Source organism: Variovorax beijingensis (assembly GCF_007828835.1).
Taxonomy (GTDB): Bacteria; Pseudomonadota; Gammaproteobacteria; order Burkholderiales; family Burkholderiaceae_C; genus Variovorax; species Variovorax beijingensis_A.
In genome coordinates this window covers 666,655-689,348 of the sequence record NZ_VIVL01000001.1, presented here as the reverse complement: position 1 = coordinate 689,348, position 22,694 = coordinate 666,655, and the positions used below count along the sequence as shown (strand labels likewise).

General features: G+C 67.1%; 33 protein-coding genes. 6 read left to right on the top strand and 27 right to left on the bottom strand.

The annotated features are described in order from the left end of the window. Positions 1-7 precede the first annotated feature (7 nt). From FB547_RS03370 to FB547_RS03360, 3 genes are all read left to right on the top strand, one after another. Positions 8-712, top strand: coding sequence for an AraC family transcriptional regulator (locus FB547_RS03370; RefSeq protein WP_145739627.1), 705 nt, complete (start codon positions 8-10; stop codon positions 710-712). A gap of 70 nt (positions 713-782) precedes the next feature. Continuing rightward, positions 783-1,625, top strand: a complete 843-nt coding sequence (locus tag FB547_RS03365) for a DMT family transporter (protein WP_145739626.1) — start codon at positions 783-785, stop codon at positions 1,623-1,625. Between the two features lie 73 nt (positions 1,626-1,698). Next, positions 1,699-2,022 carry a hypothetical protein gene (locus FB547_RS03360; protein ID WP_145739624.1) on the top strand — a complete coding sequence of 108 codons (324 nt, stop codon included), beginning with the start codon at positions 1,699-1,701 and terminating at the stop codon, positions 2,020-2,022. A 76-nt stretch (positions 2,023-2,098) separates the two neighbouring features. Here FB547_RS03360 and FB547_RS03355 read toward each other — a convergent pair whose 3' ends face one another. The 12 genes from FB547_RS03355 to FB547_RS03300 all read right to left on the bottom strand — a co-directional run bounded on the left by FB547_RS03355 (position 2,099) and on the right by FB547_RS03300 (position 11,671). Continuing rightward, positions 2,099-3,142: an NADP-dependent oxidoreductase gene (locus tag FB547_RS03355; RefSeq protein WP_145739622.1), complete on the bottom strand. Its 1,044-nt coding sequence runs from the start codon at positions 3,140-3,142 to the stop codon at positions 2,099-2,101. A 115-nt stretch (positions 3,143-3,257) separates the two neighbouring features. Continuing rightward, positions 3,258-4,658 (bottom strand): sensor histidine kinase, encoded by a 1,401-nt coding sequence (locus FB547_RS03350; RefSeq protein WP_145739620.1) that lies wholly within the window; start codon positions 4,656-4,658, stop codon positions 3,258-3,260. After that, positions 4,655-5,347, bottom strand: a complete 693-nt coding sequence (locus FB547_RS03345; RefSeq protein WP_186454102.1) for a response regulator transcription factor — start codon at positions 5,345-5,347, stop codon at positions 4,655-4,657. Before FB547_RS03345 ends, FB547_RS03350 begins: the two co-directional genes overlap by 4 nt. Before the next feature lie 50 nt (positions 5,348-5,397). After that, positions 5,398-5,787 carry a hypothetical protein gene (locus tag FB547_RS03340; protein WP_261380203.1) on the bottom strand — a complete coding sequence of 130 codons (390 nt, stop codon included), beginning with the start codon at positions 5,785-5,787 and terminating at the stop codon, positions 5,398-5,400. Positions 5,788-5,798: 11 nt separating this feature from the next. Then, the gene (locus tag FB547_RS03335; protein ID WP_261380202.1) at positions 5,799-6,197 is read right to left on the bottom strand and encodes a DUF4260 domain-containing protein; all 399 of its coding nucleotides are present in this window, start codon (positions 6,195-6,197) and stop codon (positions 5,799-5,801) included. A gap of 94 nt (positions 6,198-6,291) precedes the next feature. Further along, positions 6,292-6,759 (bottom strand): Spy/CpxP family protein refolding chaperone, encoded by a 468-nt coding sequence (locus tag FB547_RS03330; RefSeq protein ID WP_145739614.1) that lies wholly within the window; start codon positions 6,757-6,759, stop codon positions 6,292-6,294. A 45-nt stretch (positions 6,760-6,804) separates the two neighbouring features. Then, a complete protein-coding gene (locus FB547_RS03325) occupies positions 6,805-7,176 on the bottom strand; it encodes a DUF4148 domain-containing protein (protein ID WP_145739612.1) in 372 nt (123 codons plus the stop codon). 121 nt (positions 7,177-7,297) lie between these two features. After that, positions 7,298-9,091, bottom strand: a complete 1,794-nt coding sequence (ptsP, locus tag FB547_RS03320) for a phosphoenolpyruvate--protein phosphotransferase (protein WP_145739610.1) — start codon at positions 9,089-9,091, stop codon at positions 7,298-7,300. Positions 9,092-9,194: 103 nt separating this feature from the next. Then, on the bottom strand, positions 9,195-9,464 hold the full coding sequence (locus FB547_RS03315; protein WP_124958946.1) for an HPr family phosphocarrier protein: 270 nt from the start codon (positions 9,462-9,464) through the stop codon (positions 9,195-9,197). After that, the gene (locus FB547_RS03310; RefSeq protein WP_124958947.1) at positions 9,433-9,888 is read right to left on the bottom strand and encodes a PTS sugar transporter subunit IIA; all 456 of its coding nucleotides are present in this window, start codon (positions 9,886-9,888) and stop codon (positions 9,433-9,435) included. Before FB547_RS03310 ends, FB547_RS03315 begins: the two co-directional genes overlap by 32 nt. Beyond that, a complete protein-coding gene (locus FB547_RS03305; protein ID WP_145739609.1) occupies positions 9,885-11,132 on the bottom strand; it encodes an MFS transporter in 1,248 nt (415 codons plus the stop codon). Before FB547_RS03305 ends, FB547_RS03310 begins: the two co-directional genes overlap by 4 nt. After that, the gene (locus tag FB547_RS03300; protein ID WP_145739607.1) at positions 11,129-11,671 is read right to left on the bottom strand and encodes a hypothetical protein; all 543 of its coding nucleotides are present in this window, start codon (positions 11,669-11,671) and stop codon (positions 11,129-11,131) included. Before FB547_RS03300 ends, FB547_RS03305 begins: the two co-directional genes overlap by 4 nt. 89 nt (positions 11,672-11,760) lie before the next feature. On the opposite strand from FB547_RS03300, the gene FB547_RS03295 reads away from it, so the two are divergent. After that, positions 11,761-12,258 carry a TlpA disulfide reductase family protein gene (locus tag FB547_RS03295; RefSeq protein WP_145739605.1) on the top strand — a complete coding sequence of 166 codons (498 nt, stop codon included), beginning with the start codon at positions 11,761-11,763 and terminating at the stop codon, positions 12,256-12,258. Positions 12,259-12,321: 63 nt separating this feature from the next. On the opposite strand, the gene FB547_RS03290 is transcribed toward FB547_RS03295, so the two are convergent. Then, a complete protein-coding gene (locus FB547_RS03290; protein WP_145739603.1) occupies positions 12,322-12,768 on the bottom strand; it encodes a c-type cytochrome in 447 nt (148 codons plus the stop codon). 159 nt (positions 12,769-12,927) lie between these two features. Between FB547_RS03290 and FB547_RS03285 the strand changes: the two genes are divergently transcribed. Together FB547_RS03285 and FB547_RS03280 are read left to right on the top strand one after the other, a co-directional pair. Continuing rightward, positions 12,928-13,641: a cytochrome b/b6 domain-containing protein gene (locus FB547_RS03285; RefSeq protein ID WP_145739601.1), complete on the top strand. Its 714-nt coding sequence runs from the start codon at positions 12,928-12,930 to the stop codon at positions 13,639-13,641. Next, entirely contained in the window at positions 13,638-14,225 is a 588-nt protein-coding gene (locus FB547_RS03280; RefSeq protein ID WP_145739599.1) for a GNAT family N-acetyltransferase, read from the top strand. The genes FB547_RS03285 and FB547_RS03280 overlap by 4 nt, the downstream gene beginning before the upstream one ends. 12 nt (positions 14,226-14,237) lie before the next feature. Here the strand turns inward: FB547_RS03280 and FB547_RS03275 are convergent, their stop codons facing one another. From FB547_RS03275 to rpsJ, 14 genes are all read right to left on the bottom strand, one after another. Continuing rightward, positions 14,238-14,744, bottom strand: a complete 507-nt coding sequence (locus tag FB547_RS03275; protein ID WP_145739598.1) for a peroxiredoxin — start codon at positions 14,742-14,744, stop codon at positions 14,238-14,240. 96 nt (positions 14,745-14,840) lie between these two features. After that, positions 14,841-15,110, bottom strand: coding sequence for a 30S ribosomal protein S17 (rpsQ, locus tag FB547_RS03270; protein ID WP_015867662.1), 270 nt, complete (start codon positions 15,108-15,110; stop codon positions 14,841-14,843). 9 nt (positions 15,111-15,119) lie between these two features. Next, positions 15,120-15,329 (bottom strand): 50S ribosomal protein L29, encoded by a 210-nt coding sequence (rpmC, locus tag FB547_RS03265; protein ID WP_026284221.1) that lies wholly within the window; start codon positions 15,327-15,329, stop codon positions 15,120-15,122. Between the two features lie 55 nt (positions 15,330-15,384). Beyond that, the gene (rplP, locus tag FB547_RS03260) at positions 15,385-15,801 is read right to left on the bottom strand and encodes a 50S ribosomal protein L16 (protein WP_015867664.1); all 417 of its coding nucleotides are present in this window, start codon (positions 15,799-15,801) and stop codon (positions 15,385-15,387) included. Positions 15,802-15,829: 28 nt separating this feature from the next. After that, positions 15,830-16,756: a 30S ribosomal protein S3 gene (rpsC, locus tag FB547_RS03255; protein WP_015867665.1), complete on the bottom strand. Its 927-nt coding sequence runs from the start codon at positions 16,754-16,756 to the stop codon at positions 15,830-15,832. Between the two features lie 17 nt (positions 16,757-16,773). After that, the gene (gene rplV / locus FB547_RS03250; protein WP_007838134.1) at positions 16,774-17,106 is read right to left on the bottom strand and encodes a 50S ribosomal protein L22; all 333 of its coding nucleotides are present in this window, start codon (positions 17,104-17,106) and stop codon (positions 16,774-16,776) included. Between the two features lie 9 nt (positions 17,107-17,115). After that, positions 17,116-17,394 (bottom strand): 30S ribosomal protein S19, encoded by a 279-nt coding sequence (gene rpsS / locus FB547_RS03245; RefSeq protein ID WP_007838132.1) that lies wholly within the window; start codon positions 17,392-17,394, stop codon positions 17,116-17,118. A 10-nt stretch (positions 17,395-17,404) separates the two neighbouring features. After that, the gene (gene rplB, locus FB547_RS03240; RefSeq protein ID WP_015867666.1) at positions 17,405-18,229 is read right to left on the bottom strand and encodes a 50S ribosomal protein L2; all 825 of its coding nucleotides are present in this window, start codon (positions 18,227-18,229) and stop codon (positions 17,405-17,407) included. Positions 18,230-18,231: 2 nt separating this feature from the next. Further along, positions 18,232-18,567 carry a 50S ribosomal protein L23 gene (rplW, locus tag FB547_RS03235; RefSeq protein WP_007838129.1) on the bottom strand — a complete coding sequence of 112 codons (336 nt, stop codon included), beginning with the start codon at positions 18,565-18,567 and terminating at the stop codon, positions 18,232-18,234. Further along, positions 18,564-19,184 carry a 50S ribosomal protein L4 gene (gene rplD, locus FB547_RS03230; RefSeq protein WP_013543942.1) on the bottom strand — a complete coding sequence of 207 codons (621 nt, stop codon included), beginning with the start codon at positions 19,182-19,184 and terminating at the stop codon, positions 18,564-18,566. The genes rplW and rplD overlap by 4 nt, the downstream gene beginning before the upstream one ends. Further along, on the bottom strand, positions 19,184-19,864 hold the full coding sequence (gene rplC / locus FB547_RS03225) for a 50S ribosomal protein L3 (RefSeq protein WP_145739596.1): 681 nt from the start codon (positions 19,862-19,864) through the stop codon (positions 19,184-19,186). The genes rplD and rplC overlap by 1 nt, the downstream gene beginning before the upstream one ends. 235 nt (positions 19,865-20,099) lie before the next feature. Then, a complete protein-coding gene (locus FB547_RS03220) occupies positions 20,100-20,636 on the bottom strand; it encodes a hypothetical protein (protein ID WP_145739594.1) in 537 nt (178 codons plus the stop codon). Between the two features lie 14 nt (positions 20,637-20,650). After that, on the bottom strand, positions 20,651-22,234 hold the full coding sequence (locus FB547_RS03215; protein WP_145739592.1) for a hypothetical protein: 1,584 nt from the start codon (positions 22,232-22,234) through the stop codon (positions 20,651-20,653). A 145-nt stretch (positions 22,235-22,379) separates the two neighbouring features. Next, positions 22,380-22,694: a 30S ribosomal protein S10 gene (gene rpsJ / locus FB547_RS03210; protein ID WP_007838118.1), complete on the bottom strand. Its 315-nt coding sequence runs from the start codon at positions 22,692-22,694 to the stop codon at positions 22,380-22,382.

Here is a 22,694-nt window from a genome sequence, read left to right as displayed (position 1 = left end):
CTTTCCCATGCACCAGCCCGCCCCGCCAACCCTTTCGCTGCGCAACTACGGCACCTCGCGCGGCAGCCATGCGCACGACCACTTCCAGGTGGTGGTCGGCCTCGAGGGCGTGCTGGAGATCGAGGTCGAAGGCCGCGGTGCCGGCATCGGTGCCGGCCAGGCGCAGGTGGTCGCGCCGGGCGACCGGCACGACTTCGAAGCGCGCGGCAGCGGCAGCATGTGCCTCGTGCTCGACACCACGCATGCGACCTGGGCCCGGTGCGCCGAACGCGCGCCGGCCGACGTGCCGCAGCTGCATGCGCTCGCACGCTATCTCGCGCACTGCATGAAGCAGCCCCGGCAATTCGCGCTCGCGTTGCAGCAGGGCCCCGCGCTGCTGCTGGAAGCCTGGCGCCCCGCGCCTTCTTCGATGCCGCACGTGCGCCGCCGCCGCATCGACTGGCCGGCGCTTGCGGCCTGGGCCCGGGCGCGGTGGCACGAGCCGCTCACGGTCGCCGACCTGGCCAGCATCGCCTGCCTGAGCCCGAGTCAGCTCGCACAGCGCTGCCGCGAGGAACAGGGCATGAGCGCGATGCACTGGCTGCGCGGCCTCAGGCTCGCGCATGCGCGCGAACTGCGGCTCGAAGGCATGGGCGTCGCCGAAACCGCGCGCCGCACGGGCTACCGCTCGCCTTCGGCGCTCACCGCCGCGCTGCGCCGCCTCGATTCCTGAAGGCAACACCGTCGTTGCGCGACGACGCACCGGCGCTGCGCGACAGCCGGCCGGGTTAGCCTCGTTCTCCATGTCGCCCACCTTCCACGCCCTGCTCGCGATTGCGCTCTGGGCCACGCTCGCCTCGCTCGGCACTGCCCTCTCGCACTTGCCACCGTTCCTCTTGACCGGGCTCGCGCTCATCATTGGCAGCCTGCCGAGCTGGCCGCTGGTGCTGCGCGACCGCGCGGCCTGGCGCGTGCCGCCGCGTACGCTGGCCCTCGGTGTCTACGGCCTGTTCGGCTTTCACTTCCTGCTGTTCATCGCGCTGCGGCATGCGCCGCCGGTCGAGGCCAACCTCGTCAACTACCTGTGGCCGCTGTTCATGGTGGTGCTGGCGCCGGTGCTGCTGCCGGGCATGTCGCTGCGGCCGCTGCACCTGGTGGCGGCGCTGCTGGGCTTTGCGGGCGCGGCGGTCGCGATCCTGGGCACGCGAGGCGGCGGCAACAGCGCGCCCCATGGGTACTGGGGCTTCCTGCCGGCGCTGGGCTCGGCCTTCATCTGGGCCAGCTATTCGCTGTGGACGAAGCGCGTCGAGGCCTTTCCAAGCTCGGCCATCGGCCTGTTCGGGCTGGTCTCGGGGGTGCTCTCGCTGGCCTGCCATGCGGTGCTCGAAGCGCCGGTGGCGCTGTCCTCCAAGGACTGGCTGCTGCTCGCGCTGTGCGGCCTCGGCCCGCTCGGCGCGGCCTTCTTCGTGTGGGACATGGCGCTCAAGCGCGGCGACCCGCGGCGCATCGGCATCCTGAGCTATCTCACGCCTCTGGGCTCGACCGCGCTGCTGCTGCTCGTGACCGGCCGGCCGCTGACCTGGACCATCGCGCTGGCGGCCCTGCTCATCATTTCGGCGGCAGTCATGGGCACACGCGCCCGCTGAATGGCTCCTGTCCGACGGAGCCGCGCGTTTTTATGGCTAGAGTGGAGGCTCAGGAAAAAAGGAGCCCCCACTCATGGAAAACAAGAACAAGAACGAAGATTTCGAGATCACGCCCAAGCTGGTGTTCGACCTGAACCTGGCGCTGTACCTCGACCTGGTGGCCGCACTCGAGGGCGCGGGCGCCATCACCTACCGCCAGATGGCGGCCCGGGTGCTCAACATCAGCATGGACGCGCGCGCCGACGGCGAGACCGGCCTCGCGACGGCGCTGGAAGGCGTCGCCAAGGGTTTCGCCGGCCAGGGCGGCGGCTTGTCGATCGAACTGCTGAAGGCCGCACGCAGCCTGCGCGAGGACGACGCGATGGGCGACATCCCGATGCGGCCCGACGAAGGCTGAGCCGCAGCGCCCTCCAGAGAGCTGCCCGGATCGTCGCCGGAATCCGGCTCGCGGCCGGCCGTCCAGCGCCTGTGCTTCAGCTTTGTGCCACCTGCAGCACCAGCTTGCCGAAGTTCTCGCCGCTGAAAAGGCGGTTCAGCGCCTCGGGGAAGGTGTCGAGCCCCACGACCACGTCTTCCTTGCTCTTCATGCGGCCGTCCTTGAGGTAGCCGGCAAGCTCGGCCACGGCAATGGGGAAGCGGTCCGCGTAGTCGAACACCACGATGCCTTCCATGCGCGCGCGGTTCACCAGCAGGCTCAGGTAGTTCCGGGGGCCGGCCGCGGGCATGCTGTTGGCGTTGTTGTACTGGCTGATGGCGCCGCAGATGATCACGCGGGCCTTGCGCGCGAGCCGCGCGAGCACCGCGTCGAGGATCTCGCCGCCGACGTTGTCGAAGTAGATGTCCACGCCCTTGGGGCAGTGCGTCTTGAGGCCGTCGCGCACGGCACCGGCGCCGGCCTTGTAGTCGATGCAGGCGTCGAAGCCCAGCTCCTTCACCACCCAGTCGCACTTGGCCTGGCCCCCGGCGATGCCGACGACGCGGCAGCCCTTGATCTTGGCGAGCTGCCCGACCGTCTGCCCCACGGCGCCCGCGGCACCGGAGATGACCACGGTTTCGCCCGCCTTGGGCTGGCCCACGTCCATCAGCCCGAAGTAGCCGGTCATGCCCGGCATGCCGAGCACGTTGAGCCACTGGTGGATGGTGCCCGCGCGCAGGTCGATTTTGGCGAGCCCGCTGCGCTTGATCTCCTCCTTGGGAACGAGCATGTATTCCTGCACGCCCAGCGTGCCGTAGACCGTGTCGCCGACCGGGAAATCCGGGTTCTTCGAGGCGATGACGCGGCCGATGCCGCCTGCGCGCATCACCGCACCGATCTCCACCGGCGCAATGTAGCTCTTGGCATCGTTGAGCCAGCCGCGCATCGCGGGGTCGAGCGAGAGCGAGAGTGTCTTGACCAGCACGCCGCCCTCGGCGGGTTCGCCGACCGGCTCGGTCGTGAACTGCCAGTGTTCGCGCGTTGCCGCGCCTTCGGGCCGCTTGGCGAGCCTGACCTGGTGATTGACGGGCGAATGGGCCATGGGGGTCTCCTGGGAAGGGTCGATGTTTCGGCGCCATGCTAGCGGCGCTCGGCGCCGCGGGCCGTAGCGCAGGCGACAGCACTGCCGCCGGCACCGGGCCCAGCCCGGCGGCCGCTCAGGCCAGTCGCACGACGATCCGCAGGCCCGGATTCGCGTTGCGCACCGCGAGGCTGCCGCCGTGCGCCTCGGCGATCAGGCGGCAAAGGTACATGCCCAGCCCGACGCCGCCGGTGGCACGCTGGCGCGCGCTGTCGGTGCGGTAGAAGGCCTCGGTCAGGCGTTCGAGCTGGGCCTCGTCGACACCGGGGCCGTGGTCGCGGAACTCGATCTCCACGCCCTGCTGCGCCGGCCCGTCGACCACGGCGCGCAGCGACACGACGGGCGGACGGGGCGCGTCGGTGCTGTAGCGCAGGGCGTTGTCCAGCAGGTTGCGCACCAGGAGGCGGATGCGCATGCGGTCGACGGCATGCGGCGGCAGTCCCTCCGCCAGGTCCAGGTGCACCTGCGGGGCGCCCGGCATCTCGGCCGCGACCTCGCGCACCAGCGCCGCCAGGTCGACCGGCTCGCGCTGCAGCGCCACGTGCGGGCTCGCGAGGCGCTCGCTCTCGAGCAGGTCGCTGATCAGGTCGCGCATTTCGTTGAGGTCGCGCAGCAGCGCCTCGCGCTCGGCCTGGCTTTCCGGCGTGGCCGGCAGCAGTTCGGCATTGAGCCGGGCGCGCGTGAGCGGCGAGCGCAGTTCGTGGCTCAACGCGAGCAGCAGCCCGCGCTTGGCATCGAGCATGGCCTGGATGTCGTCGGCCATGGTGTTGATGTGCTCCGCAAGATCGCCGAGGTCGTCGTTGCGGCGGATCGGGATCGGCTGCGTGAACTCGCCGCGGCCGAAGCGCTGCGCGCCTTCGCGGATGTCGATCAGTGGCCGCAGCAGCCGGCTGACATAGGCATAGCCCAGCACCACGAGCAGCAGCAGCGCGCAAAGGGTGGCCCAGCCGACGATGCGCGGCGCGAGCTGCCAGAGCCTGGGCGACCAGCCGAAGATGACGCGGTGGCCGTCCGCTGTCGGGCGAACGAACCATTTGTCGTTCCAGGCCTCCTCGTCGCGGCCGTGCATCCAGCCGCCGCGGCCATTGCTGCCGCCGGGGTTGGAGTCCCAGTTGACCTTGGGGCCGGTGATGCGGATCGTGATCGGCAGCCGGGCGACCAGCGCCTGCGCGCGTGCCACGTCGGGCGGCGTGCCGATCTCGGCGACGAGCCGGTCGGCATAGTCGATCAGCATCGGCTTGGCGGCCTCGGCCCAGCCGGTGGAAAAGGACTTCTTCATGCCGCCCATGAACACCGCCGCCATCACCAGCGCCAGCATCACGAACATCATGACCAGCCGGATGCGCAGCGAACGGCGCCAGCGGCGCTTGCCCTGCACCTTCTCGTGCCACTGGGCATGCCATTGCCTGTGCAGCTCCGCGCGGCGCGATGCGATCCCGTGCAGCGCCTCGCGCAAACTCCGCCGCCTGCGCCTCATGCAGGCTCGCTGCGGGCGACGGCCAGCGCATAGCCGGCATTGCGCAGCGTCTTGATGCAGTCCAGCGGCTCGAGCTTCTTGCGCAGGCGGCTCACCACGATGTCGACCGCCCGGGTGTAGAGCTCGGCCTCGTGGCCGCGCAGGCGGTTCAGGATGTCGTCGCGGCTGAACACCTTGCCGGGCTCGGCCGCCAGCAGCGCGAGCAGTTCGAACTCGGTGCCCGTGAGCTCCACGCGCTCGCCATGGCGCAGCACCTGGCGCCGGTCGAGGTCGATCGACAGCCCGTCGAACACGCGGTGCTGGGTGCCGTTGGCCGCCGCCGGCGTGCTGCGCTGGCGGCGCAGGATGGTCTGCACGCGCGCCACCAGTTCGCGTGGCTCGAAGGGCTTGGGCACGTAGTCGTCGGCGCCCAGCTCGAGGCCGACCACGCGGTCCATCACCTCGCCGCGCGCAGTGAGCATCACGATGGGAATGTCGCTCTCCTTGCGGATCTCGCGGCACAGCGCAAAGCCATCCATCTCGGGCAGCATCACATCGAGGATCGCCGCGTCGTACGGCTCCGCACGCAATTTGGCGAGCCCTTCGCTCGGGCGCACCGCGCTCTCCAGCGTGTAGCCGAAGCGGGCGAAGTAGGTGGTCAGCGGCGCGGCGAGATGTTCGTCGTCGTCGATCAGCAGGATGCGCGGCATGGCGGGATTGTGCCTCCTGACAAGAAGGTGGCGAATGACCTCGCCGACCATCAGACCGGCCGGCATCGCAGCGCCCAGGCCAGGCCCGCCACGAGAACGCAGAGCAGCAGCGCGTGGTAGACGAGGTCCGGCACCGTGCGCGGACCGATGCCCGCGATGATGGTGCCGAGCCCGACCAGCGTGCCCAACAGCGCGAAGCCCTGGCCGAAGATGGCGGCGCGGCGCGCATGATGGGGACGCAGCCAGGTCTCGGCCGAGGCCAGCACCAGCACGGCGGCTATCACCGCCTCGGCGTTGCGGGCCGCAGCATGCGCGTAGCCGGACACCAGGAACCCCGCGTGCACGGTCGACGCGAGCCCGAGCATGAGCGTCTCGGCCAGCATCCATGCGCGCGCGGCCGGCGCGTGCACCACGGGGGAAGCGCTGCGGCCGCTGGGCATGGACGCGCCGCTCACCATGGATCGGCCCTGCCTATGCGGCCCAGGTGCGTGGTGGCGAAGCCCGCTGCGTACTTGAGCCCGTAGCCCAGCGCACGGTCGACGCCGATGTGGGCCAGCCAGATCAGGCTACCGGCCACCGCCCAGGGCATGGCCGCGAGCACGCCGAGCGCCAGCAGCAGCACCGGGCCGACGTACGAGTGCGCCGCGTTGTAAAGCGCCGCGCCCGTGCGCGGGCCCGCGAGGTAGCCCAGCAGCGACAGATCGGGCACGAGCAGCCAGAGCGCGAACGCCCCCCAACCCGCGCCGAACTGGGCGTAGGCGGCGAGCGCCACGCCCAGCACCGCGGCGCCTTCGAGCCGCAGCAGCGCGCGCACGCCGCCCCTCGCGGCCACCGCCTGGTCGCGGGACACCGCGGAACCGGCTGCGCCGGGCCGCAGGTATCGCCCGCCGGCAGGGGGTTGGCGAAGCGATACGAAGTGCGCGAAGGCTGGGAGTGAGCCAAGCCTAGCCATGATGGCGCCAGCGGCGTCCGCCGCGGTCCATGAAGTCACGCACCTTCTGCTGCTGCTCGGCGTTCAGGCTGTCGAAGAAATCGGCGGCGGCTGCGATGATCTCCGGGCTGCCGTTGCGCACGGCCGTGGTCTTCTCGTCGACGAGCCGCGTGGCGGCTGCCTGGTCGAGCTTGTTGCCCGCGAACAGTGCCTTGAACTGCGAACGCGGATCGCCCGACCCGCCCGCGCCGCGCATGGCTTCGCGCTGCGCCTGCAGCTTCTCGGCCAGCACGGTGAGCTTCTGCTTCTGCGCTGCGTCGAGTTCCAGCTTGCTGCCGACGCGTTCGACCATCCTGGTGCGGAACTCGGCGGAATCGCCGCTGCCCCAGCCGTGCCGATGGCCGGCGCAGCCGGCAATGCTGCCCGCCACGACCGCAAGGCCGGCGAAACCGAAGAGAGTGCGTTTGATCCAGTGCTTCATGATGTTCCTTGCGGCCCGCGGAGTGCCCTGCGGGCGTGATGGGTCTTAGAGCCTGTTGCTGTTGCCGGCGGCTGCGGCACGTGCATCGACAGGGTTCTGCAGGGTCGAGATGACCTTGCTGTTCACGCGCGAACCCGAGGTCACGTTCTGGTCGGGTGCGGCGGCGGTGCGCATGGCTTCGAAGACGACGCCCGCGCGGTCTCTCGACACGGCCATGGTCTCGGCGCCGCGCGAACCGCGCACGACGTTCTGGTCTGGAGCGGAAGCCTCGCGAACGGCCTCGGCATTGACTTCGGCGCGGCTCTTTGCCGAGGTGAGAGGCTGGACGCCTTCGTAGGATTCGGCCTTGGCCCCGGCTGCAGCGAGCAGCGCGAAGGAGCCGACGGCGACGACTTGGGTCAGGGAGAGAGATTTCATGGTCTGGCCTTTCTGTGGTGGAAGAGGAGACCTGATGGTGCTTGCCGCAGTGCGGCAAGTCCTTTCGCCGCGGTTTCGGCGTGTTTCGTTATGTTTCGCTTCTGGAAGCGAACCGCGCGGCTCAGCCGGCCAGGGCGGCCGCAGGATCGTCCGACTCGAGCACGCCCTTGGCCCATTCCTCGAGCTTGCTGGTGTCCGCGCGCAGCACCTCCTGCTTAACGGCGAGGATGCGCGAGGGATGCATCGAGAAGCTGCGCAGTCCCAGGCCGAGCAAGAGACGCGTGAAGGCCACGTCGCCCGCCATCTCGCCGCACACGGCCACGCTCTTGCCCTGGCGGCGGCATTCGGCAATGGTGTCGGCCACGAGCCTCAGCACTGCGGGATGGGCCGGGTCGTAGAGATGGGCCACGGCCTCGTCGGCCCGGTCGATGGCCAGCGTGTACTGGATCAGGTCGTTGGTGCCGATCGACAGGAAGTCGAAGTACTTCAGGAAGGTCTTGAGCGTGAGCGCGGCGGCGGGAATCTCGATCATCGCGCCGAGCTTCACCTTGCCGTATACGGCGCCGCGGCTGTCGAGCTCCGAGCGCGCAAAGTCGATCAGCGACAGCGTCTGGCGGATCTCGCTGACGTGCGCGAGCATGGGGATCAGCAGGTGGATCTCGCCGTGCGCCGCCGCGCGCAGGATGGCGCGCAACTGCGTGAGGAACATCGCCGGGTCGGCCAGGCTCCAGCGGATGGCGCGCAGGCCGAGCGCGGGATTCAGATGCTCCTGCTTGCTGGCCGCCTTGCCGTCGAGCGGCTTGTCGGCGCCCACGTCGATGGTGCGGATGGTGACCGGCATGCCCTGCATGCCCTCGACCGCGCGCTTGTAGGCCTGGTATTGCTCTTCCTCGTCGGGCAGGCGGGTCTGGCGCTGCGACTCGCGGCCCATGAAGAGGAACTCGCTGCGGAACAGCCCCACGCCCACTGCGCCGGCCTTGACGGCGCCGACGGTGTCCTCGGGCATCTCGATGTTGGCAAGCAGCTCGACGCGCTGGCCGTCGAGCGTCACCGCGGGCTTGTGGCGCAGGCGCGCGAGCCGGCCGCGCTCGAGATCGCCCTGGCGCTGCTTGAAGCCGTACTCGGCCAGGATGATCGGCGAGGGATCGACGATCACCACGCCGGCATCGCCGTCGATGATCACCCAGTCGTCCTGGCGCACCAGCTGGCTCGCGGTACGCGCGCCCACCACAGCCGGAATGTCCATGCTGCGCGCGACGATGGCGGTGTGCGAGGTGCGCCCGCCCACGTCGGTCACGAAGCCGGCGAACACGCTCTTCTTGAACTGGAGCATGTCGGCCGGCGACAGGTCGTGCGCGATCAGCACCAGCGGCGCGTCGATGCCGTCGCCGGCGGTGGGGTCGTCGTCCTCCTCGGCCGCAGGACGCTTGCGGCGCGGTGGGCTCGGCGCCAGCACCGCGGCCGTGCCCTTCATGCGGTGCAGCAGCCGTTCGACCACCTGCTCGAGGTCGGCCTTGCGCTCGCGCAGGTACTCGTCCTCCATCTCGTCGAACTGGCGCGCGATGATTTCGAGTTGCGTGGTCAGCGCCCACTCGGCGTTGTAGAGCCGGTCAGTGATCCAGTGCTTGACGCCGCCGGTGAGCGCCTCGTCCTGCAGCAGCATCTGGTGCACTTCGAGCAGCGCCGCGAGCTCGTGCGGCGCATCGTTGGGGCCCATCAGCGCGACGCTGGCCTGCAGCTTGGCAAGCTCGTCGGCCACCGCGTTGCGGGCCATGCGCACCCGGTCGATCTCGGTTTCTATTTCTTCGGGCTTGATGAAATAGTGGGCCACGTCGATGCGGCTGGACACCACCAGCACCGCGCGGCCAATGGCAATGCCACGGGCGACAGGGAGGCCGTGGACTGCGAAGGTCATGGGCGCCTACCGAAGTTCACCGGCCGCCGCCGGGCCGCCCCAAGGCGGCCGAGCCCCCTCGGGGGGCAGCGACGACACGCAGTGCGGAGCGTGGGGGCCACCTTCATTCGCCTTCGCCGAACTTGTCGTTCATGAGTTGGACGAGGGCGTCCATCGCCTCTTCTTCCTGCTGGCCGTTGGTCTCGAGCTCGACGGTCGAGCCGAGCCCGGCGGCCAGCATCATGACGCCCATGATGCTCTTGGCATTGATGCGGCGGTCGCCGCGCGAGAGCCACACCTCGCAAGGAAAGCTGCCTGCGATCTTGGTGAGCTTGGCCGATGCGCGCGCATGGAGGCCCAGCTTATTGCTGATGGTCACGGATTTCTTGATCACTGTGCTTTCTCTTCGCCTGGTTCTGGGGTGCAGCCACCGCCACCTGCATGACACCCGCGGTGCCGCCCGCGATGGCGCGCTGCACCAGCGTCTCGAGCGGCTCGTGGCGGTAGGTCACCGCGCGCAGCAGCATCGGCAGGTTGACGCCCGCCACCAGCCGCGAGCGGACGCCGTCCACCAGCTTCTGGGCCACGTTGCAAGGTGTTGCGCCGAACACGTCGGCCAGCACCAGCACCTGCGAGCGCGGCGCATTGAGCTGCTGCGCGAGCGTGATGCGGGCGGCCGCCAGCGTTTCTTCGGGCGACACGTTGGGCAGCACGTCGAGTGCGACGATGGCCTGTTCGCAATCGGGGAACACATGCAGCGCGCACCGCCGCAGCGCCTGCGCGAACGGTGAGTGGGCGATGATGAGGATGCTGTTCATGCGGGTCGGGGGACTACGCACCGATTATGCGGGGGCGCCCAAAGGAAGTAGACATACGACATAACGCAGCAGGCCAGGAAAAAGGACAGGGCCGCGCGGAACGCGGCCACTGGATCGAGCCCGGCGCTGGCGAACAGGTCGATCAGCAGGCCGATGCCCCACTGCACGACAAATACGCCTGCAAAGACCATCAGGTTGTAGGCCGACAGCGCGCGGCCCGCGAGCGCTGTCGGCAAGGCCAGGGCGACGGCGGGCTGGGCCAGCGTGACGACGGTGGAGACGCACAGGAAGACCATCCACGCCACCGTCCCCGCCGCGGGACCAGCTATCAAAACGAGAGCAAGCGCGAGCATCCCGAGCGGCATGCCCCACGCCAGCAGCCGGGCGGCGGGGATACCGCGGTGCGCGAGCCGCGGGTTGACCATGCCCCAGAGCCCATAGGTGGCGAGCAGTGCGATGCTGATCCAGAACAGCGCGCCGGCAGCCTCCTGGGGCGTGTAGCCCGCCACGCGCGTGAGCCATGGCACGACCCAGAGCGTCTGCATCGCGACGAAGCCGCCGTAGTTGAAGAAACCGATCGGCGCGAGCTTGCGGAAGAAGGGATCGCGCCATACGGCCGCGTAGCTGCCCTCGTCCTGATTTTTCTCCTTCGCGGCGGTTTCGTCGTGCCATGCCGGTGCAGCCCATGCGATCAGCGCCATCGACACCAGCACACCCGCCGCCAGCAGCCAGAACAGCGGTCGCCAGCCGAGGTAGGGCATGAGCCACTGCACAGGCAAGGTCGCGCCGACCAGGCCGAAGGAGCCCACCATCAGCATCCACGAGTTGCTGCGCAGCTGCATGGGCGGCGTCAGCCAGCGCCGATAGCCGGTGAGCGGCGCCATCAGGCAGGCGCTCACGCCGACGCCGGTCAGCACGCGCGCCGCGAGCAGCAGCCAGAAATGCGTGGCCACCGAAAACAGCAGGCAGCCGGCCACTGCGGCAGACAGGAAGCAGACGATCACGCGCTTGGGCCCATGGCGGTCGAGCCAGGTGCCCATGGGCAGCTGGGTGAACGCGAAACCCAGGAAATAGCCGCCCGCGAGCAAACCGAGGTCGCGCGATTCGAGTCCGAATTCGGCGGTGAGCGCGGGCGACAGCGTGGCCGTGATGGCGCGCACCAGCGTCGAGAGGAAATAGGCGAAGGCAAAGGCCAGGAAGACGGTGGCGATTTGCCGCCGTCCGGCAAGCAGGCCGCCGCTCATGGAAGACGCAGGCCCTCGAAGAAGGTGTTCACCGCCTCGGGCGCAGAAGGGCGGCCGAGCACGGTCGCCTGGTAGAGCGAGACACCGCCGTTCTTCTTCGACTGGGCGAACCAGAGCACCTGGACCGGCGCGGCGCCCTGGCGCGGCGGCTGGGCATCGAGCCGCACCGGCGCGGGCGCGGCGGTCGCGCGTTTCAGCGCCGCGGGGGCTTCGGTCACCTGCGCCTCGCCCAGCTGGCTGCGGGTGGCGGCACGCCACGCCCTGAGCCAGGCCTCGGCCTGCGCCGGGCTCTCGGCGGATGCATGGGCCACGGCAAAGGTCGCACCGCCGGTCTCGCAGCCCGCCATGTCGACCTGCACCGACTCGACGCCCAGCGGCAAGGCACGATGGGCGCGGTCCGGCTTGCAGGGCAGGAGGACGACGAGGCCGTCGTCGGCAACCGGCACCTCGCGCCAGTTGAAGGTGGGGCTGCAGGCGGCAAGCGCGAACGCGGCGGCTGCGGCAATCGCGGGCCGGAAACGGGAAACGGGCGATGGCATCGGGGAACGATTATCGAGCCGGCCGGCCGGGTGCCAGCACGATCCGGCCGGCGGAACTAAAATTGCCCGGCCTTCCTCCATCCGCTGCCATGAAAAAGTACATCACCGTCGCCGCAGTTGCCCTTGCATTGGCCACTGGCGTGGGGGTGTATCTCGGCTCCGGCGCCACCGCGGCACCGGCCTCGACCTTCGTGCTGCTCGACGGCAGCAAGAAAAGCACCAACGACCTGAAGGGCAAAGTCACCCTGGTGAATTTCTGGGCCACGAGCTGCGTGACCTGTGTGGCTGAAATGCCCAAGGTCATTGCCACCTACGACAAGTACAAGTCCAAGGGCTACGACACGCTGGCCGTGGCCATGAGCTACGACCCGCCCAGCTACGTCGTCAACTTTGCCGAGACCCGCAAGCTGCCGTTCAAGGTGGCGATCGACAACACCGGCAGCGTGGCCCAGGCCTGGGGCGACGTGAAGCTCACGCCCACCACCTACCTGGTCAACAAGAAGGGCGAGATCGTGAAGCGCTATGTGGGCGAGCCCGATTTCGCCGAGCTTCACAAGCTGATCGAAAAACTGCTCGCCGAGGCTTGATCCGCCGCTGGATTCAAGAAAGGCGCTCCCTCCGGGAGCGCCTTTTGTGTTTCCGCAGCTCGCCTACTGGTTGCGGAAGCTGTCGTGGCAAGCCTTGCAGCTCGCGGCGGTGGCGCTGAACTGGGCCTTGAGCGCCTCGATGGTGCCGGCCTTGGCCGCGATCACCAGCTTGCCGGTCTCGGCAACCATCTTGTCCTGGTGTTCCTTGAACTTCGCAGCTTCCTTCCAGACCTCGGGCTTGCCCTTGCCGCCCTCGGTTCCGGCCCCAAAGGCGGTCCAGGGCAACTTGGCCATTTCAGCCACGATCTCGGCATTGGCGGAGGCGGCAGCCGCATCGTAGGGAATGCGTCCATTGGCCATGGCGCCGACACGGCTGAAATGCTGTCCCATCACGAACAGCGCGCTCTGGCGGTACTTGATGGCGTCCTCGGGCTTGGCGAACTGGGCGGCGGCCGGCAGGGAAATCGCGGCGCAGGCAGCGGCCAGTGCGAACGAAGCAAGTCGAATCATCGGGGGTCCTTGTTTGTGGGTTCGGCACCGTCGAGAGCAGCGCCGCGCCGAGTGTAGGGGCAGCATTCCAGGTGCGCATAGCAACAACCCGAAGCATGCAGCGGCCCGGACTTTGCTAATCTGCGCGTTCCGCAGTCTTTTGCGCACCTCCCCTCTTCGATGACCGACTCCCCCGTGGCCGCCGTGCAGGCCGCAGCGTCCGACACCCCCGTCCGAAAGCGCATCTGGGATCTGCCGACGCGCGTTTTCCACTGGACATTGAGCGTTGCCGTGATCGGCCTGATCGCCACTGGCCTCGGCGGCGTCATGGAGTGGCACTTCCGCCTGGGCTACACAGTGCTCGCCCTGCTGCTGTTTCGGTTGCTCTGGGGTTTCGTGGGCGGACACTGGTCGCGTTTTGCCTCGTTCTTCTATGGTCCGGGTTCGGTCATCGCGTACCTGCGCGGGCGGGCCCATCCCGATCATGTGATCGGCCACACGCCATTGGGCGCCCTCTCGGTTTTCGCCGTGCTCGCGGTGCTCGCGGTACAGGTCGGCACGGGGTTGATGGCCGACGACGAGATTGCCGCGGCGGGGCCGCTCACGCGCTTCGTCCCCGGCGACGTGGTGAGCCGTGCAACGGGCTGGCACGAGGGGCCGGGCAAGACGATCGTGATCGCCCTGGTGAGCCTGCACGTGCTGGCGGTGCTCTTCTACGTACTGGTCAAGCGGCATCGCCTGGTGCGGCCCATGGTCTCGGGCGACAAGCTGATCACGCCCGTCCGCAGCCAGGTGGCGCCGAGCCGCGACGACGCCGCCTCGCGCGGGCTCGCACTGGTGCTGTTCGCAGCATGCGCGGGCGTGGCGTACTGGATCTCATCGTTGCGCGTATGAGCTTTTCGGTTTCACGCCCCCTGCCGCTGGCCGACACCCCAGCCGTCGTGCTCCTGACGCCGGAGGAACCTGCCGAAATCGATGCGGCACGCGCGATCTTCCGCGACTACGCCGCCTCGCTGGGCATCGACCTGTGCTTCCAGAACTTCGAGGAAGAGGTCGCCACGCTGCCAGGCGACTACGCCGAGCCGCGCGGCGCCCTGCTGCTCGCGCTGGTCGATGCCGCCCATATCAAGGAGGAAGCCGGGCAACGCGCGCCGACCCTCCTGCGCGCCAACGGCACGCTGGCGCACGTGGCTGGCTGCTGCGCGCTGCGCCCGCTCGACAACACCGACTACGCCAATGCCGCGGAGATGAAGCGCCTGTTCGTACGGCCCGGCTTTCGCGGGCTGGGCGTCGGGCGGCAACTCGCCGAAGCCGTCCTCGACGCCGCGCGCGGCGCGGGCTATGCCTGCGTGCTGCTCGACACGCTGGACGAGATGGAATCGGCCCGCGCGCTCTACGAAGACCTGGGTTTCGAGGAAGTGCCGCCCTACTATCACAACCCGATCGCGGGCGCGCACTACCTCAAGGTGGATCTTTAGTCAGCTCGGCCGTCAGCCGCGGGCCTGGGCCAGCAGCGTCTCGGCATTGCTGACCTCGAACTTGCCCGGCGCCTCGACATTCAGCGTGGCCACCTTGCCGTCCTTCACGAGCATCGAATAGCGGTTGCTGCGCAGGCCCATGCCGCGGCCGGTCAGGTCGAGCGTGAGGCCGGTGGCCTTGGCGAAATCGGCGCTGCCGTCGGCCAGCATGCGCACCTTGGTGCCGGTCTTCTGGTCGCGCGCCCAGGCGCCCATCACGAAGGCGTCGTTCACGCTCACGCACCAGATCTCGTCCACGCCGGCGGCCTTGAAGTCGTCGTAGTGCTGCACATAGCCGGGCACATGCTTGGCCGAGCAGGTGGGCGTGAAGGCGCCCGGCAGCGCGAACAGCGCAATGGTCTTGCCGGCCGTGGCCTTGCCCACGTCCACCGGGTTCGGGCCAATGCTGCAGCCTTCGCCTTCGACCTCCGAATATTCCTGCAGGGTTGCCGAAGGAAGGGTGTCGCCGACTTTGATCATCTGAGTGCTCCTGAAAAAGAAAAACGGCCCACATTGTGGGCCGTTTCCGGATGGGTTGCCTTCGAGAGGCTTCCCGAGAGGTCGATCAGCCGGTGATCAGACCAGCACGGCCTTCTCGACCAGGCGGGTCACGACCCAGTTCTTGGTCTTCGAGATCGGACGGCTTTCCGTGATCTCGATGGTGTCGCCCAGCTTGTACTCGCCCTTTTCGTCATGGGCGTGGTACTTGCTCGTCTTGGCCACGATCTTGCCGTAGAGCTCGTGCTTCACACGGCGCTCGACCAGCACGGTCACGGTCTTGGCACGCTTGTCGCTGACCACCTTGCCGATCAAGGTGCGCTTGAGGGATTTTTTAGCTTCCGTCATGTTCACTCCTTACTTGGCGGCTTGGGTTTCTTGCTGCTTCTGAGCAAGAATGGTCTTGGCGCGCGCGATGTCGCGGCGCGTCACGCGCAGCGTCGAGGTGTTCGACAGCTGTTGCGTGGCTTTCTGCATGCGCAGGCCGAAATGGGCCTTCTGCAGGTCCTTGATCTCGGCTTGCAGGCCTGCGACGTCCTTCGTGCGCAGGGTTGCAGCCTTGGTCACCTTGGCCGGAGCCGCGGTTTCTTTTTTCTTACGTGTTGCCATGGATGTTCTCCTCTCAGGCGCCGAGCTGGCGAGCGACGAAGGTCGTACGCAGCGGAAGCTTGGCGGCGGCCAGGCGGAACGCTTCGCGGGCGAGTTCTTCGGGCACGCCGACGATCTCGAACACGATCTTGCCAGGCTGGATTTCAGCGACGTAGTACTCGGGGTTGCCCTTACCGTTACCCATCCGCACTTCGGCGGGCTTGGTAGAGATCGGCTTGTCCGGGAACACGCGGATCCAGATACGGCCACCACGCTTCACGTGACGCGAAATCGCGCGGCGAGCGGCTTCGATCTGGCGCGCCGTGAGGCGGCCGCGGTCGGTGCATTTGAGACCGAAGTCACCGAAGGCAACCGAGTTGCCCCGGGTTGCGACGCCGGTGTTGCGGCCCTTTTGTTCCTTGCGGAACTTTCTGCGTGCAGGTTGCAGCATTTTTAATACTCCGTAGTTCTAAGACCGATCACTCGGTCTTGGCACCGTCAGCTGCTGCAGCTGGCGCGGCTTTGCGGACGCGCTTAACGGCGGGTTTCGAGTCTGCACCCGGAGCAGCGGGGGCTGCGCCAGTGGCTTCTGCGGGCTTGTCGCTGCCGTCGGCAGGGGCGGTGTTGCCACCGATCGGGCCACGGGCACCGGCGCGCGGGCCGGGACCACGGCGGTCCGAACCCGGACGGTCGCCACCCGGGCGGCCATCGCGGCGCGGACCACGCGGACGACGCTCGTCGTCCGGACGCGGCGTTTCGACGGCCGGCAGGTCGTTGCGGCCCAGCGTGTCGCCCTTGTAGACCCAGACCTTGACGCCGATGACGCCGTAGGTGGTCTTGGCTTCCGAGGTGCCGTAGTCGATGTCGGCGCGCAGCGTGTGGAGGGGCACGCGGCCTTCGCGATACCACTCGGTACGGGCAATTTCGATGCCGTTCAGGCGGCCAGCCGACATGATCTTGATGCCCTGGGCACCCAGACGCATGGCGTTCTGCATGGCGCGCTTCATGGCGCGGCGGAACATGATCCGCTTTTCGAGCTGCTGCGTGATGCTGTCGGCGATCAGCTGGGCATCGATTTCGGGCTTGCGCACTTCTTCGATGTTCACTGCCACCGGCACGCCGAGCTGCTTGCCCAGTTCGCGCTTGAGGTTCTCGATGTCTTCGCCCTTCTTGCCGATCACGACGCCCGGACGAGCCGAGTAGATCGTGATGCGCGCGTTCTTGGCGGGACGCTCGATCATGACGCGCGACACCGAAGCGTTCTTCAGCTTCTTCTTGAGGTATTCGCGGACCTTGATGTCTTCGGCCAGCATGCCCGCGAAATCGCGGTCGCTTGCGTACCAGCGGCTGGACCAGTTACGGGTAACCGCAAGGCGGAAGCCGGTCGGATGGATTTTCTGTCCCATATTTCTTCCAGGCGTTCTTAGTTGCCAACCGTCACGTACACATGGCACGTGGGCTTGCTGATGCGGTTACCGCGACCCTTGGCTCGCGCGGTGAAGCGCTTGAGCGTTGCGCCCTGTTCGACGTAGATGGTCTTGACCTTCAGTTCGTCGATATCGGCGCCATCGTTGTGCTCGGCGTTGGCAATTGCCGACTCGAGCACCTTCTTGATGATCACAGCGGCCTTCTTCTGCGTGAATTGCAGAACGTTGAGCGCTTGATCAACCTTCTTGCCGCGGATCAGGTCAGCGACCAGACGGCCCTTGTCGACCGAGAGGCGGACACCGCGGAGGACTGCACGTGTTTCAGACATGGTCGTTCCTTACTTCTTCTGGACTTTCTTGTCCGCGGGGTGCCCCTTGAACGTGCGCGTGAGCGCAAATTCGCCGAGCTTGTGGCCGACCATCTGGTCGGTGATGTAGACAGGCACGTGCTGCTTGCCGTTGTGCACGGCAATGGTCAGGCCGATGAACTCGGGCAGAACCATCGAGCGGCGCGACCAGGTCTTGATCGGCTTCTTGTCCTTCGTCGTCACGGCCTTGTCGGCCTTGGCCACGAGGTGATGGTCAACAAACGGACCCTTTTTGAGAGAGCGAGTCATTTGCTATCCCTTACTTCTTGCGGCGCGACACGATGAAGACCTGCGTGCGCTTGTTGTTACGGGTACGGTAGCCCTTGGTCAGGTTGCCCCACGGGTCGACAGGATGGCGGCCTTCGCCGGTCTTGCCTTCGCCACCACCGTGCGGGTGGTCGACCGGGTTCATCACCACGCCGCGAACGGTCGGGCGAATACCCATGTGGCGCTTCACACCGGCCTTGCCGAGTTGGCGCAGGCTGTGCTCTTCGTTAGCGACTTCGCCGATGGTGGCGCGGCATTCGATGTGGATGCGGCGCACCTCACCCGAACGCATGCGGACCTGGGCGTAGACGCCTTCGCGAGCCAGCAGCGTGGCCGACGTGCCGGCCGAACGCGCGATCTGCGCGCCCTTGCCGGGTTGCAGTTCGATGCAGTGGATCGTCGAGCCGACCGGAATGTTGCGGATCGGCAGCGTGTTGCCGGCGCGGATCGGGGCTTCCGAACCGCTCAGCAGCGTTGCACCAGCCTCAAGACCGCGCGGGGCGATGATGTAGCGGCGCTCGCCGTCGGCGTAGCAGACCAGGGCAATGTGGGCGGTGCGGTTCGGGTCGTACTCGATGCGTTCGACCTTGGCCGGGATGCCGTCCTTGTTGCGCACGAAGTCGACAACGCGGTAGTGGTGCTTGGCACCGCCGCCACGATGACGGATCGTGATGTGGCCGTTGTTGTTGCGGCCGGCCTTCTGGAACTGGGGTTCCAGCAGAGGCGCGTGAGGAGCACCCTTGAACAGGTGGTCCCGCGAGATCTTCACCGCGCCACGTTGGCCCGGCGAAGTGGGTTTCATCTTGATGACGGCCATGATTAAGCGCCTTCCCCGACGAGGTTGAGCTCTTGACCGGGCTTCAGCGTCACATAGGCCTTGCGAACGTTGTCGCGGCGGCCGATGGACTTGCCAAAGCGCTTGGTCTTGCCCTTGGTGTTGAGCACCGACACGCCCTGGACTTCGACCTTGAACATCAGTTCGACAGCGGCCTTGATCTCGGGCTTGGTGGCGTCTTGCAGCACCTTGAAAGTGACAGCGTTCGACTTCTCGCCGACCATCGTGGCCTTTTCGGACACGATCGGGGCGACCAGCACCGCCATCAGGCGGCCTTCTTCGAACGTACGTTCAGCGGCGGTAGGGTTCACGCGGCTCATGCGAACATCTCCTTGAGCTTGTCGACGGCACCCTTGGTGACCAGCACCTTCTTGTAGTGGACCAGCGACACCGGATCGGCGTAGCGGGGTTCGACCACGAGAATGTTGACCAGATTGCGCGAGGCAAGGTACAGGTTTTCGTCGACTTCTTCGGCGATCACGAGCACGGACTCGAGATTCATCGCCTTGAAACGGGCTGCCAGCGGCTTCGTCTTGGGCGAATCCACGGTCAGCGAATCCACCACGGCCAGACGGCCTTCGCGAGCGAGCTGCGAGAAGATGGCGGCCATGCCGGCGCGGTACATCTTCTTGTTGATCTTCTGCGAGAAGTTTTCGTCAGGCATGTTCGGGAAGATCCGGCCACCCCCGCGCCACAGCGGCGAGGACGTCATACCGGCACGGGCGCGGCCCGTTCCCTTTTGCTTGAAAGGCTTCTTGGTCGAGTGCTTGACCTGCTCGCGGTCCTTCTGGGCGCGCGTGCCTTGGCGGGCGTTGGCCTGGAACGCAACGACGATCTGGTGGACCAGGTCTTCGTTGTAGTCACGGCCGAACACGGTCTCGGGGGCGTCGTACTTCGACGCGGCCTGGCCCTGTTCGTTCAGGAGTTCGAGTTGCATTACTTCGCTCCTTCAGCCGCTTGCGGCTTGGCCTTGATGGCGGGACGCACGGTGACGAAGCCACCCTTCGAACCCGGGATCGCGCCCTTGATGAGCAACAGTTGACGCGCTTCGTCGATGCGGAAGACATCGAGGTTCTGCGTGGTCTTGGTGACGTCGCCGAGGTGGCCCGTCATGCGCTTGCCGGGGAACACGCGACCGGGGTCTTGTGCCATGCCGATCGAGCCGGGAACGTTGTGCGAACGGCTGTTGCCATGCGACGCGCGTTGCGAGCTCATGTTGTGGCGCTTGATGGTGCCGGCGTAGCCCTTGCCGATCGAAGTGCCTTGCACGTCGACCTTCTGGCCCACCGAGAACACGCTGCTCGCGGCGATCACGGCGCCCGGCTTGTGCTGGCCAGCGGTATCGGCGGTCACGCGGAATTCGCGGATGATTTCACCAGCTTCGACACCCGCCTTGGCGAGGTGGCCGGCTTGCGGCTTGGTCACGCGCGATGCCTTGCGCGAACCGAACGTCACTTGCAGTGCGACGTAGCCGTCGGTCTCTTGCGACTTGATCTGGGTCACACGGTTGTTGGACACATCCACCACCGTGACAGGAACTGCGTCCCCGTCATCGGTGAAGAGACGCATCATCCCCACCTTGCGGCCCAGCAACCCGAGGGAGTTGCTCAGACTCATTTGTTTTCTCCAAAAATGGAAGCTTCCTTCGCCGCTGCCACTTCAATTGGCGACAGCGTTTGCCGGGTTTCCCCGAACAGCGGAAGAAGGTTGATAAATCTCGGCTCTCACGGCGCCCAAATGGACGCACGAAGGGCAGAGCCAGCGATTATAGCCCGCGAGGCGGGCGCAGTGCAAGCTGCATTGCGAAGCGGCCCGAAGGGCGCCCCGCCCCCTGGTTTTACAGGCTTCCGGCCTATTTGACAGGCATCGTGATGATGCTGTCGCCACCTGGCGTGGTCTTCATTTCGCCGCTGGACTTCAGGGTTGGCGCCGCCGTGCCGGTCTGGATGGGGACCGAAACCACGCTCGAGGCACCGCCCTGCTTGATGAACACATTGAGGTAGGCCAGCCCCTCGGTCTCGCTCACCACGAGGACGGTGGCCGTGGTCCGCTTGCCGGCCGGCAGCACGAGCGTGCTGCTTCCCTGAAGGGCCAGCCCCTTGTCGGCGCTCAGGCGGACCGTGGCACCCTCGGCCTCCGTCACGCCCTCGAATTGCAGCACCACAGGCGTGGCCTGGCCCAGTTTCGGTGCGCCATCGAGCCGATATTCGAGCTTGACGCCGGCGCCGCCGGGCTTTTGCGGCGCCGCGGTCATCGGGGCGGCATGGCGTGGCGACGCCGGATGCCCGGCGTTGCGCGACGCAGGCTCGCCGTCTGCCGCGGCCGGCGCCGACAGCGTTGCCATTGCGAGGCACGCGAGGGCCATCATCGAATTCGATCGGATGTTCATGGCGGCCTTTCTTGCTACTGAATGGAGACGTTGAAGCATGCGTCGAGACTGCTGAGGTCCGTCACTGCCAGAACGTACTCGCCAGCCGAGAGGCTGACCGTATTGCCGGTGCGGGCGATCAGGCCGCCCCTGAAGATCTCGAAATCGGGGTTGGATCCCGCCGGACCGCCATTCACGGCAATCTGGTAGCTGCGGTTGGCAGGCGCATTGAAGCGTACATAGGAGAAGTTGCCGAGCTTGTTGCCCGTGCCGGCGTCGTTCGAGACGCAGGTCTGGGTCACGCCGCCGCCCACGGTCGCCATCTTGTACATCGGGATGGCGACAGAAATTCCACCGTCGTTGGTTTCGGCGCCGCCAAACGGATCATTGTCCGCCGCATTGATGCTCTGCCCGCCGAGCAGGGCAGCCAGGGCCGGAGCGCTGCCTGGAGCGGTCGCGTTGAAGGCCGCCGAGAAAGGGTGGATCGAGGTGACGGCCGCGCCGCTCCTGAACTGGAAGCCGGTCAGCGTGTCGTGGATCGGCTTGAAGCCGACCTGCTGGTTGAGGTTCCAGAAAATCGACTGGATCGAGGTCTCGCGGTACCAGCCCGCCACGGTTGCCGCGCCGGCGGAAAGGTCGATGTTGATGCTCTCCCGAGCGGACGCCTGCTGCGCGCCGCCCGAATCGACATAGTTCCGGCGCCCCAACGCAATGCCCGACCAGGCATTGCCCCAGCCTTCCGAGAAGGCGAGCCGGCGATCGGTACGCTGGCTCTGGCTGTGGTCCCCGCCCATCGAGTCGTCGCGGCTGAAGGCGGACTGGTAGTAGTGCCCCCATTCATGGGCAATCACTGAGGTGTCGTATTCATCGGTATCGACATCTTCCTTGCCCAGCACGTAGATTTCTCGGCCGTTGCTGCCTCTGTCGACGAAGAAGGTGGTGCCGATCTGCCCCGCCGCCACACTGCCAGGGGAGGGCGCATTGTTGGGACTCCAGAACACGCGCAATGCCGGAAACGCCGTTGCAGGCGCAACCGACACCACTTTCTGCATCGCGGTGTAGACCGTATCGAGTACGGCGAACGGCGCCGCCACCCGGTCCCCGGTGTAGCTCGAGCCACCCCAGCCCGAAGGTGCGTGGAGGTCGCGCACCGAGGCGACCACGCCCGACGAGAAGGTGGGACTCTGCATGGTGTAGAGGCCGCCGGAGCGCGTGTTGTCGCGCACCGTCACATCCCAGTTTGCGCCCGGGCCACTTCGAACCAGCTGGGCCTTGACCCGCACCGCGACCATCGTGTTCGCGGGCACGGACACCGCGTAGGCACCGTTGTCGTCGGTGGTGGCCGTGGCCAGTTGCGCGGACGTTGCCGCATTGAGCACTTCCACACTGGCCCCTCGCACGGGCCTGGGGGCCGAACTGGCATAGACCAGCGTGCCGTTCGGATTCGGCACGGATTCATAGGTGGCCGTACCGCTCAGGATCACCGGACCCGCCACCGGCAGCGGGAAGCCGGCCAGGCCGCCGCCACCTCCCCCGCCTCCGCCTCCGCCACCGCAGCCGGCCAGCAGCGCCATCGCGACACACGCCGCGATCCATGCAGAAGAGTTCCTGTAGCTCATAGCGTGTACTGCCCTCGTTTCAGCCCCGGCACTGTTGGCCAGAAGAGTCCCGGTGCGCGAGGATGCCATAGTTGGGAGACAAATGAAAAAAGCCCGCTTGCATTTCTGCAAGCGGGCTTTTCAGGAAACGCAGCGCGAGGCCGGTTTACTGCAGCTTGATCTCGACGTCCACGCCGGCCGGCAGGTCGAGCTTCATCAGCGCGTCCACGGTCTTGTCGGTCGGGTCGACGATGTCCATCAGGCGCTGGTGCGTGCGGATCTCGAGCTGGTCGCGCGAGGTCTTGTTGACGTGCGGCGAACGCAGGATGTCGAAACGCTTCATGCGGGTCGGCAAGGGCACGGGACCCTTGACGATCGCGCCGGTGCGCTTGGCGGTATCAACGATTTCGGCTGCCGACTGGTCGATCAGCTTGTAGTCGAACGCCTTCAGGCGGATGCGGATTTTTTGCTTGGTGGCCAT